Origin of the sequence: Komagataeibacter sp. FXV3, assembly GCF_015155755.1 — a bacterium.
Taxonomy (GTDB): domain Bacteria; phylum Pseudomonadota; class Alphaproteobacteria; order Acetobacterales; family Acetobacteraceae; genus Komagataeibacter.
This window is the reverse complement of record NZ_VWPI01000108.1, coordinates 1-10,773: the sequence shown is the minus strand read 5'-3', so window position 1 is coordinate 10,773 and position 10,773 is coordinate 1. Positions and strand designations below refer to the sequence as shown.

The following is a 10,773-nucleotide window of genomic DNA, read 5'->3' as shown; positions in this document are numbered from 1 at the left end:
TTCAAGAAACGTCCGCGCCTGCCGACTCAGCACCACCTGACTTGCCTGTCGTCCCGCCATCGTTCTGCTCCCGTCATTGCGACAGGAATATTATATAATGATGCTTATTTCAGTTCCAGATGACTAGCTGAACATGGCCCGGCAGTCCGGGCACAGGCGCAGGAAACGGCCATCCGCGACAAAGGCGGTATCGCAGTTCAGGCAGGTGCGCCGGACCTGATCCGGGCGGTCCATGGGGATGGCATGGCGGATGCGGTGGCGGCGCAGGTGGGCTTCCAGCGTCTTGATGTTCAGGCCCAGCCTGCGCGCGGTTTCACGGGTGGAACAGCCCTGTCTGCGTAACTGCGCAACGGATGGGGCAATGGCGGTCCAGTCCAGCCGTGGCGGGCGTGTGCGACGGGGAGGGATGGCGTTTGATGCGCTCTGCGCGGCGGTGTGCGTATTTTTCATACGATATTTGTGCTTAAAAAACACACATGCAGCAAGGATATTATGTGAGGGGAGGAAATTCAGTCGTGCCTGCAGAATATTTGTGTATTTTTTTCATACAAATGTAAGGAACCCTCATGCACGATCCCTATCTGCCCGCAGGCTGTACCCAGGCTGATATCGATGCCCGATTCGAACCCGATGAACCGGCCTGGGTCGCGCCTTATGTCGCGCAGCTCCAGCGTCGTCTGGACCGTCTGGGCACCATCCGGGCCGAACTGGCAGCGGACCGTTTTGATGGTGCGTACGATGGGGTGGATATCCTGGGTTATCTGGCTGACGAGATGGAAACGGTTCGTATGGCCATGGCCGATCCTGTCGCGGAGTATGGGGACTGATCCCAGTCCGCTGGGACAAGAGACGGGCCGCGCGGATATTTCCATTTGAAAATGCGATAGGGAACCGGCACAAGCGCAGGCAACCTCTATTTTTCATGGATGTGGAATGACCCAGCCAACCTGCCTGCCTGCCTGCCTGCCTGCCTGATCTGGACCACGAATATTTCCTGCGGCAATCCTTTGCCGTGGCGGAGCGCGCGCGTCAGGCGGGCGATCATCCCTTTGGCTGCGTGCTGGTTGATGCGCAGGGCAACGTGGTGATGGAGCAGGGGAATGGATATACGGCGGAAGGCGGTGACATGACCGCCCATGCCGAACGCCTGCTGGCCACACGGGCCTCAAAGGCCCATGCGCCGGACGTGCTGGCATCGTACACCATGTACACATCTGCTGAACCCTGTGCGATGTGTGCGGGTGCTGTGTACTGGAGTGGGATCGGTCGCGTGGTCTATGGGCAGAGCGAAGCCAGCCTGAAGGAAATAACCGGCGACCACCCCGAAAATCCGACGCTCGACCTGCCTTGCCGCACGGTATTCGCGGCGGGCCAGCGGTCGGTTGCGGTCATTGGTCCCCTGCTGGAAGACGAAGCCGCTGAATTGCAGCGTACGTTCTGGCGTGAAAAGAACGGACCAGCCGCCTGAAAACTTGAAAGGTAAAAGTTTTTTGGGTGCCGTCTTGTTTCAAAAAGGCAGCGTTTTCCGAAGCTTTTTGAAAAAAGCTTCGCCAAAAACTTCTTTCTTGTTTGTGTTCAGAATCCGTTGGTCGTGGTCTGCCCGTTGGCCATGGAATAGGAACAGGCCCGGTCCCCGTCGGTCACTACTAGCCAGATGATATTGCGCAGTCCGATATAGAACTGCCCCGCATCCCTTAGCGAGGTATAGCCATGGTGGCGGAACCATGATGCCACGATGGTCGTAGGCTGGTTGCCAAAGGATTTCTTGATCGTTTCTAGCAGTTTGTCGCACTGCCCACGATTGAAGGTATCGTGGTCCTGGTACCAGATACCCACCAGTATTGTGTTGCGCCGGGGGTCGAAATCCGCCACCGGCATCATCTCGCTGTCATAGCTGTCGGGCAGGCTGTCGATTTCATGCTGCATGGCGCGTTCGGCGCGGATCAGGCCAAGGTCCATCATGGTCAGCTTGTCGGCAAATAATGTGCTGATCACCTGTGATGGCGCTGTCTGGGCGGCGGCAGTACCGCAATATCCGCACATAAGGGCAAGGAACAGGAACAGGTAACGCAAGATATCCCCCATGGCAGGACTGGTTCGGACCATCCTTCTCATGGATGGGGCCGGTGCGGACGGCCATGCATTTCATGTCATGACATGGATTAAATAAAAATAACCTTTTAGGCCATCTGCCTCATCTTGAAAGTTATGCGGATAACTCTTATCTGCCATGAGAATAATGACTGACATGGCGGTGAACGGGAGTGCGCGCGATATGACACGGATGAAACTTGCCCTGCGTGGCTGGTTGCAGGTGCTGCGTGGTCAGGTCGTGCGTGAAATTGGATATGCGATAAGCCATGACCGCATGCAGCGTCGTGGCATCCTGATTGAAAAGCTGGGTCATGGCCTGCTGTACCGTGCGCACCGCATGGGGCATGTTCCGGCGCCCGATATGGGGAAGACAGATCCCTATGCGCGGCCGCCACGCGCCTGATGGTGCTGCGTCCTGACTGTACGGGCATAGAACGGATGGGATATCAGAAAAAATTCATACGACTCTTCACGAGTCGTGGAAAACACACACCTTATCCCCGGTTCCCAACGGTTCTATCCACAGGGTTGCCCGGATATTCGTCCCCTGAATCTGTGGATAAGGTAAGGACGGCGCCAGAAAGAAGTTTTTGGTGAAGCTTTTTTCAAAACGCTTCAAAGGAACGTCGCCTTTTTGAAAAAAGGCGACACCCAAAAACTTTTATTCTTTTCAAACAGTCTTTTAGCGATGCCCTGCAAGGTGCTGCATGTCATCGCCCACATGCCGTAGCGCGTCACGCACCGACATATGGCGGCGGTTGCCCGCTTCCGACACCACGGTCACCGTGGCGGTCATGCCCGCAGCCAAGACAAGGTCGGGCGGGATGCTGTCGATTTTCACGCGCACCGGAATACGCTGTGCCAGCCGCACCCATGTATAGACCGGGTCCACCGCCGGCAGGCCCTGTATGGATGTGGCGGCGTTGTTGCTGGCGATCCCGCGCGTGATGCTTTCCACATGGCCGAACAGCGGTTCATGAAAGCCCATCAGGTCCAGTCGCACCGGTTCGCCCACCTTGATGGAATGGATTTTCGTTTCCTCGAAATACCCGTCCACCCAGTAGGAATCCGCATCGATGATCTGGATGTTCACCTGTCCCGCATTGGCATAGTCGCCCGCACGCATGGTCAGGTTGGTGACGTAGCCGTTGATCGAACTGCGGACCTCGGTGCGTTCCAGGTTGATGCGCGCCTGTTTCAGGTCGGCAAGGGCTGCCGCATACTGGGCTTCCGCCTGCTGGGCCACGGCCTCGAACTGCTGCTTTTCCTCGCCCGATACGGCAACACCTGAAATCTTCTGGCGGCGTTCGTACTGTGATGTCTTGAATTCAAGGTCCGCGCGCCGTTCGTTCACGGCGGCATCGGCGATATCCAGCTTTACCCGGAAATCGAACGGGTCGATGACATACAGCACGTCGCCCTTGTGTACGAACTGGTTGTCATGCACGCACACTTCGTTGATCTGGCCGGAAATGCGCGGCGCGATATTGGCGACCTGGGCACGGACCTGACCGTTCCGTGTCCATGGTGATGCCGTGTAATAATCCCACAGCACAATGGCCACGATGGCTGCGACAATCAGGATGACAGCGGTAACGGCCAGACGCACAAGGCGGTTTGCATATGCGAACACGTCAGGATTCTTTCACAGGATCAGGGTATACAGGCCAACAAGGCAGATCAGCAGGCCGAACTGCGCCAGCGGCGGGTTCCAGACAAACCGCCACAAGTTGAACCACGACAGCACGATGCGCAGCACCAGCAGCGTGCACAGCGCCAGCCCGAGGTTCATGACAAAGGCCGAGATCAGCACGCCTTCCAGATCAACAACCTGCCGCATCAGCCTGCCTTCTTCGTTTTGATGATGCCGTAATGCCGCAACCGTGGCGCCGCCGCCTGCCATGCCCGCATTACGCCATCCAGCCCGGCCAGCAGGTTGATGGTCGCGATCTGGGTCTGGGGTGGCAGTTGGGCCTGCGGGGCGGGGATGGCGGCCATTGCCTCACGCATGCGGGGTACCACGTCCCACGGCGCGTGTAGCAGTAGTTCACGTTGCACCAGTTCGGCGGCGGGGCGCAGCAGGGGGATTGCCTGTGCCTGCCGGGCATAGGTCCGTGCCCGTGCCAGCGCGCCATCAAGTTCGGCAAAGGTGGTGAAACTTTCCATCTGTCGCGTGCTGCTGGCGCTGCCGGGCAGGCGGTCGGTCCAGAACTGCATCTGGGCCAGCCGGTCATAGGCACGGGTCAGGCGGGCCGGGCTGTCGGCTTCGCCATGCCCGGTCATCTGGCGTTCCAGCGCACGGACGATGCTGGACGCCATCCAGAACCGCTGCCGCCGCGGTGAGGGCGGAAACAGCAGCACAAGGATGATGAAGGCCAATAGTGCCGCCAGAAGGTAGAAGATGTTGCGGTTGAGGAATTCCGTCGGGTTATAGCTCTGGTGGTTGTCCAGCCCCAGTATGGCAAAGAAAAACACACCATAGTTGAAGCCTATGGCTGCCGTGGACGGGCGCATCAGCAGCAGGCAGGCCAGGAATGTCTGGGGCAGTAGCGTCAGCGCCAGGAACGGCATGTCCGCCCCGTGCAGTAGCACAAAGAAGTTCAGCAGCGCCGCCGCCAGCACGCTGCATGGCAGGCCGATGATCGCCCCCATGCCAAAGCGCGCCGTATCCACGTTGGTCGCGGCCAGCGTCAGGGTCAGCGCGGTCTGGGCCAGCGCCACGGTCGCTCCTGGCAGACCAGTGATCACGCATACCCCGGCCGCGAACGAAAACCCGACCAGAACCCGCAGCGCCCCGATCAGCGCCAGTAGGTAGTTGGGCTGGACTGCGATATTGACGGTCCTGTCGTGAACGCTGCCGGTACCTTCGGTCAGTATGGCTTGCCCCGCATGCATGCGGGTGCGCGCGGTCAGCATGCGGGCGGCGCGTTCAATGGCGAAGGCTTCATCCGCATTGGGCACGTGACCGGGCAGGGCGGTGCGCACGGCATCCAGTATATGTGTGGTGAAACCGGCCTGGTCGGTGCGCAGGTCGGTCTGCCGGGCGACACGGGCAATCGCGTCCTCCACGGCCGGGTCGATATTGCCGTGCCCGGTGTGGCGGCCCAGTCCACGCGCGCAGTCAAGAATGGTCAGCATGGACACCATGGCCAGCCGCGCCCCGTTGGCACGCGTACCACCGCGTTCCAGTTCCGTGCGGGCATAGGACAGGGGCGTGGTCAGTGCGAGTATGCGCGCGCCCAGTTTGATATCCGCCTGTGCGCCACGATCGTACATATGTTGCAGGGTGGCGCGTGCGGTTTCGCTCAGGGGTCGGATAAGCTGCTTCAGCCCGGCCGCCAGCCCCCGCCATGCCTCGGGCGAGCCGGACAGGATATTGACCACGGCCACGGCAAAGACCCCAAGGGTAATGGCCGAGGCGCGGGATACTGCGATGTTGAATACATTCTGTGGCGTATCAATGCAGTTCACGGCCACAAGGGCGACCGTATAGCCTGACAGCAGGGCGGCATAGGAGCGGAAATCCCGCTCCAGCGATCCCACGAAGGCACATGCCGCAAGCCACAGCGCCACACCCCCCAGAAAGGGACCGCGCTGCTGGTTCCACACTGCCACCAGCACAATGGACACACCCATGCCCACCATGGTGCCCAGCAGCCGGTAAAATGCCTTGGACAGTGCCTGCCCGCGCAAAGGCTGCGCCAGGATCATGACGGTCACGCCGACCAGCAGGGGATTGTCCAGCTGCAGCCAGAAGGCCGTGGCAAGACCAAGGACCAGCGAACACCATGTACGCAGGCTGAACCCCACCCAGCCCGCAGGTAGGCGGTCAGCCAAGGGAAGGAAAGTACGTGTGATGTCGTGAATACGTCGCGTGCTGTTTGCCTGTAGGTCTGGCATGGCCTCCCTGACCGTTCAGTGGCCTCACGGCGTTTAATACAATGGAAATAGCCGGGAATTCATAACAAAGGATGTACAGGCACAGTATGCATAGCTGATATTCATTTTGGCGATATCACCCGGTGCCGGACCACTTCCCCCACAATGATCAGCGCGGGACTGCCAACGCCAGACTCGGCTGCCTGCCGTGCAAGCCCCCCCAGTGTCCCGGTCAGCACGCGCTGGTCCGCGCGCGTGCCACGTTCGACAATGGCGGCGGGCCAATCCGCGGGCAGGCCATGCGCGATAAGCTGCGCGCACAGGGCGGGCAGGGCGGCAACCCCCATGTAGATCACCACCGTCTGTCCCGGCCGCGCCATGCTGTCCCATGGCAGATGCAGCGTGCCATCCGCGCGGGCATGGCCGGTCACGAACATGCAGGCCTGCGCGCAGTCCCGGTGGGTCAGCGGGATACCGGCATAGGCAGCGCAGCCATTGGCTGCGGTGATGCCTGGTACGATCTGAAACGGGATGTTGGACTCCAGCAGGGTCTCGATTTCCTCGCCGCCGCGTCCGAACACGAACGGGTCGCCGCCCTTCAGCCGCAGCACGCGCTGGCCCATGCGCGCGCGGCGGACCAGTTCGGCATTGATTTCTTCCTGCGGCATGGTGTGTTTGTTGCGGCGTTTGCCGACAAACACCAGTTCCGCATCACGCCGCACCCGGTCCAGCAAAGCGGGTGACAGTAACTGGTCATACAGCACGCAATCCGCATTCTGCATGAGGTGCAGTGCGCGCAGTGTCAGCAGGTCCGGGTCGCCCGGTCCCGCGCCGACCAGCCAGACCTCGCCCCGCGTGTTGGTGGAGGCGATGATGTCATCCAGTATGGCCCGCGCGTGCGCGATTTCGCCCCGCCGGGCAGCCTGCGCGCCCGCGCCGTCAAGGAAGGTTTCCCAGACCTGCCTGCGGCGCGAGATGTCGGGACAGGCCGCCCCTACATGCTCACGCTGCTGCTGCATGAAGACGGCCAGTTCCCCCGTGCCATCGGGTATGGTGCTTTCCACCTGTTCGCGCAGGCGGCGGGCTAGGACGGGCGCGGCTCCGCCGGTGGAAATGGCGATGCGTACCAGCCCGCGATGGATCTGGGCTGGGGTGATGAAGGTGGATGGCTGTGGGTCATCCACCGCGCAGACGGGAATGTTCATTTCCTGCGCCAGGGCCGCGGCGGCACGATTGACCGCGCGGTCATCGGTCGCGGCATAGACCAGACGGCAGCCGGGCATGATGGTGCGCAGTGTGGTGATGTCGGCCGTGCTGGCGACGTGGGTAATGGAGTCGTCTTCCACCCATGCCTGCATTTCCGCATCAAGGCGGCCTGCCACGACCTCGACCTTCGCGCGATGGGCCAGCAGCAGGCGCACCTTGTTGGCCGCGATCATGCCGCCGCCAACCACCAGCACCCGGACATTGTCCAGCCGCAGCGCAATGGGAAACCATGCGGGTTCGGGAATATTGGTCATGCGGTCAAACAGCCGGTCGCGCCGGCATCCTGTAGCTGGGGAAGGGCAGGTCTGTAAGGAAACGCGTGGGGTGGTGGTGGGGTGGCGTCAGTGGGAGGCGACGTTCTTCACCCCTTCGGCATAACCCCAGCGTGCCCATGTCGAACGGTCCTTGACCGATCCCGGCGTATTGGTGGCGCATGCGGCCAGTGACAGCACGATGGCACAGATACCAAGAACGGGAAGAAAACGGGCCAAAAAAACCTCCTGCACAACGCAATGGCCGACATAGCAGAAAAGCCATGCCTGCACCACGTCCATACATGAATTGGCGCGCGCCCTCATGTCCCATCGTGTACGTAACCGGAATGATGTTATGTAATCCGTCCCGTCACTGGCGTCAGTGATGGATAGGGGAGAGGAAAAGATAGCGCATGGAAACCATCAGCACCGTCGCCGGATTGCGCGCATGTGTCAGGAAATGGAAGCAGGCAGGTGCGCGCGTGGGCGTGGTGCCGACTATGGGCGCGCTGCATGAAGGTCACCTGTCACTGGTCCACGCGGCGCGGGCGCGGGCGGACCGGGTGATTGCGACAGTTTTCGTCAACTCGATCCAGTTTGATAACGCGGCCGACCTTGAAACCTATCCCCGCACGCTGGAGGCGGATGTGCGCCTGCTGGAGGGGGCTGGCGTGGATGTGCTGTACGCGCCCACTGTATCGCAGATGTACCCACCCGGTTTCGCCACACGCATCAGTGTGTCGGGCGTGTCGGACGGGCTGTGTGGCGGCACCCGCGCGGGCCATTTCGATGGTGTGGCGACCGTGGTGTGCAAGCTGCTTATGCAGACGCTGGCGGATAGCGCGTTTTTTGGCGAGAAGGATTTTCAGCAGGTTCAGGTGGTCCGCCGCATGGTCACCGACCTTGACCTGCCGGTTGAGATCGTGGCCTGTCCCACGCAGCGTGAGGCCGACGGGTTGGCCCTGTCATCACGCAACCGGCGTCTTGCGCCCCAACAGCGCCAGATCGCCGTGGCCCTGCCGCGTATTATGCGGGCCTGTGCCGCTGATATCGCAGCGGGCGCGGATATCCCGGCTGCATTGGCGCAGGCGGCCCGTCAACTGGCGGATGCCGGTTTTGACCCGGTGGAATACGTGGAATTGCGCTCGGAACTGGACCTGCAGCCACTGGCCGTCATGAGCGAAGGCACGCCCGCGCGCCTGCTTGCGGCGGCATGGCTGGGTGACGTGCGGCTGATCGACGGCATGGCGGTGCCATCGCCGAAATAAAGAAGTTTTTGGTGAAGCTTTTTTCAAAAAGCTTCGAAGAACGCCACCTTTTTGAAAAAAGGCGGCACCCAAAAACTTCTGTTTTTCATCAGTATTTCAGGCGTCGATCTTACGCGCTTCGTCGGGCAGCATGATGGGAATACCGTCACGCACCGGAAAAGCCAGGCCCGCGCGCTTGCTGATCAGTTCACCGGCCTCACGGTCATAGACCAGCGGTCCCTTGGTTACCGGGCAGACAAGGATGGACAGCAGCCGGGGGTCCAGCGGTGGGGCGGGCGGCTTTTCAGTCATGGCGGCAGATCCCATGCAGGTTGCAGTTATTCAGGCGATATTGGTCACGATGGGGATGCACCCTCATCGGGTTCATGTCCAGCCCCGTCCAGCAGATTGCGCAGGATCTGCGCACGGGCGGCGGGCGTGGGCGCTTCCAGCATCATCTGGCGCGGCGCCGTGCCAAACGGGCAGATCATGGGCAGGGTGACCAGCAGGGCAGCGTCATCCATCTGGCGCAGCGCGTCCCATTGCGTGCTCACGCCCTGGGCCTCACAGAAATCATGCAGGGCGTTGAGCAACCCTTCACGATCAAAGGGGATGTCATCCCCGGCATCCGTCAGGTCGGACACGAAGGATGACGCATCGACCCTTGCGACCCGGTATCCCCGGCGCATCTCCGTCTCGCGCAGCAGGCGGAAACGGGCGATGCCGGTCAGCGTGATGGCGTACGTGCCGTCCGTCCGTTCGGTCATGGCGGTGATACGGCCAATGCACCCTATATTATATAGCGGCGGGGTCGTGCTGTAACCATCGTCCATGTCGGCATCCCCGCTATCATCCAGCGGGCTGCCATCCATGCCGTCCAGCGGGCGGGGCTGGATCATGCCGATCAGCCGGTTGCCTGCCAGCGCATCTTCCACCAGCGCGATATAGCGTGGCTCGAACACGTTCAGCGGCAACCGTCCCTGCGGCAGCAGCAGGGCTTCATCCAGCGGGAATAGCCCCAGCTCCGCCGGGAAGTCCGCCAGTGTCATTTCCCCGATCTGCGGGATGCGGCGGGGGATGTCATCATGGATGATGATGGTTCCCCGTGGATCATGCCGCGTCACGAAAACAGCAACGAGGACATGCGCCGGCGCGCTGCCACCGTATCAGCGTCGGTCTGGCCCCAGGCTTCGAACAGGCGGATAAGCTGCTTGCGTGCGCCGTCGTCATTCCACGCCCTGTCCTCCTTCATGATGGTCAGCAGTTCATCGGCGGCCTCAGCGCGCTTGCCCGCGGCGTTCAGGGCTGCAGCCAGTTCGAAGCGGGCGGCGTAGTCTTTCGGGTTGGCGGTGATACGGGCGCGGATTTCCTCGGCTTCCTCAGCCGCCTTGCGCCCTTCACGCTTGAGTTCAAGTGCGGCCTTCGCCCCGGTGATTTCGGCATGGTTGGCAATGGACGCGGGGGCATCGTTCAGGGCGGTTTCGGCCCCTTCCTCGTCCCCCATTTCAATCAGGGCACGGGCAAGGCCACCCCATGCGGCGGGATTTTCGGGTTCGATTTCTAGTACCTGCGAAAACAGTCCTGCTGCGGCTTCGGCACGGCCTTCTTCCATTTCCTTGCGGGCCGCTTCCACCAGATCGGCGGCGGGCAGGGCGCCGCCTGCGGATTTCAGCACGTTTTCTACGAAACGACGGACTTCACTCTCGGGCTTGGCGCCCTGGAACAGGTCAAGGATCTGCCCCTGCCAGAAGGCGGCGACCAGCGGGATCGACTGCAGCGGCAGGCCGATCTGGGTCAACTGCTGCGCCAGTGCGCGGTTGGCATCCACATCCACCTTGACCAGCCGTACGCGGCCGCCAGCGGCGCGCACCACCTTTTCCAGCACCGGGGTCAGTTGCGTGCAGGGCTTGCACCACGTGGCCCAGAAATCAACCAGAACCGGGATTTCACGACTGGCCTCCACCACGTCACGCATGAAGGTGTTCTGCGTGCCTTCCATTACCGGGTCGGGCCTGCCGCCCGTTGTCGGCGGG

General features: G+C 61.4%; 14 protein-coding genes. 4 read left to right on the top strand and 10 right to left on the bottom strand.

What is annotated here, in order from left to right:
- Positions 1-123: 123 nt before the first annotated feature.
- Entirely contained in the window at positions 124-450 is a 327-nt protein-coding gene (locus tag F1542_RS10035) for a helix-turn-helix transcriptional regulator (protein WP_193732911.1), read from the bottom strand.
- A gap of 116 nt (positions 451-566) precedes the next feature.
- Between F1542_RS10035 and F1542_RS10030 the strand changes: the two genes are divergently transcribed.
- Entirely contained in the window at positions 567-827 is a 261-nt protein-coding gene (locus tag F1542_RS10030; RefSeq protein WP_193732910.1) for a hypothetical protein, read from the top strand.
- A gap of 128 nt (positions 828-955) precedes the next feature.
- Positions 956-1,468 (top strand): nucleoside deaminase, encoded by a 513-nt coding sequence (locus tag F1542_RS10025; protein ID WP_193732912.1) that lies wholly within the window; start codon positions 956-958, stop codon positions 1,466-1,468.
- A gap of 107 nt (positions 1,469-1,575) precedes the next feature.
- Here F1542_RS10025 and F1542_RS10020 read toward each other — a convergent pair whose 3' ends face one another.
- Positions 1,576-2,085, bottom strand: a complete 510-nt coding sequence (locus tag F1542_RS10020) for a hypothetical protein (protein WP_193732909.1) — start codon at positions 2,083-2,085, stop codon at positions 1,576-1,578.
- Positions 2,086-2,275: 190 nt separating this feature from the next.
- On the opposite strand from F1542_RS10020, the gene F1542_RS10015 reads away from it, so the two are divergent.
- The gene (locus tag F1542_RS10015) at positions 2,276-2,497 is read left to right on the top strand and encodes a hypothetical protein (RefSeq protein ID WP_193732908.1); all 222 of its coding nucleotides are present in this window, start codon (positions 2,276-2,278) and stop codon (positions 2,495-2,497) included.
- A gap of 279 nt (positions 2,498-2,776) precedes the next feature.
- Here F1542_RS10015 and F1542_RS10010 read toward each other — a convergent pair whose 3' ends face one another.
- From F1542_RS10010 to F1542_RS09990, 5 genes are all read right to left on the bottom strand, one after another.
- Positions 2,777-3,727 carry an HlyD family secretion protein gene (locus F1542_RS10010; RefSeq protein ID WP_193732907.1) on the bottom strand — a complete coding sequence of 317 codons (951 nt, stop codon included), beginning with the start codon at positions 3,725-3,727 and terminating at the stop codon, positions 2,777-2,779.
- Positions 3,728-3,739: 12 nt separating this feature from the next.
- Complete coding sequence (locus F1542_RS10005) at positions 3,740-3,934, bottom strand: DUF1656 domain-containing protein (RefSeq protein WP_010508642.1); 195 nt, start codon at positions 3,932-3,934, stop codon at positions 3,740-3,742.
- Positions 3,934-5,994: an FUSC family protein gene (locus tag F1542_RS10000; RefSeq protein WP_193732906.1), complete on the bottom strand. Its 2,061-nt coding sequence runs from the start codon at positions 5,992-5,994 to the stop codon at positions 3,934-3,936. Before F1542_RS10000 ends, F1542_RS10005 begins: the two co-directional genes overlap by 1 nt.
- 101 nt (positions 5,995-6,095) lie before the next feature.
- Positions 6,096-7,493, bottom strand: coding sequence for a siroheme synthase CysG (cysG, locus tag F1542_RS09995; protein ID WP_193732905.1), 1,398 nt, complete (start codon positions 7,491-7,493; stop codon positions 6,096-6,098).
- Positions 7,494-7,580: 87 nt separating this feature from the next.
- Positions 7,581-7,730, bottom strand: a complete 150-nt coding sequence (locus F1542_RS09990; protein WP_019087433.1) for a hypothetical protein — start codon at positions 7,728-7,730, stop codon at positions 7,581-7,583.
- A gap of 176 nt (positions 7,731-7,906) precedes the next feature.
- Between F1542_RS09990 and panC the strand changes: the two genes are divergently transcribed.
- Positions 7,907-8,761, top strand: a complete 855-nt coding sequence (panC, locus tag F1542_RS09985; RefSeq protein ID WP_193732904.1) for a pantoate--beta-alanine ligase — start codon at positions 7,907-7,909, stop codon at positions 8,759-8,761.
- Positions 8,762-8,857: 96 nt separating this feature from the next.
- On the opposite strand, the gene F1542_RS09980 is transcribed toward panC, so the two are convergent.
- The 3 genes from F1542_RS09980 to F1542_RS09970 all read right to left on the bottom strand — a co-directional run.
- Complete coding sequence (locus tag F1542_RS09980) at positions 8,858-9,052, bottom strand: Trm112 family protein (RefSeq protein WP_025437369.1); 195 nt, start codon at positions 9,050-9,052, stop codon at positions 8,858-8,860.
- Between the two features lie 44 nt (positions 9,053-9,096).
- Positions 9,097-9,864: an LON peptidase substrate-binding domain-containing protein gene (locus F1542_RS09975; protein WP_193732903.1), complete on the bottom strand. Its 768-nt coding sequence runs from the start codon at positions 9,862-9,864 to the stop codon at positions 9,097-9,099.
- The coding region (locus F1542_RS09970) for a tetratricopeptide repeat protein (protein ID WP_193732902.1) at positions 9,861-10,773 on the bottom strand (913 nt) is incomplete at its 5' end. The genes F1542_RS09975 and F1542_RS09970, both read right to left, overlap by 4 nt.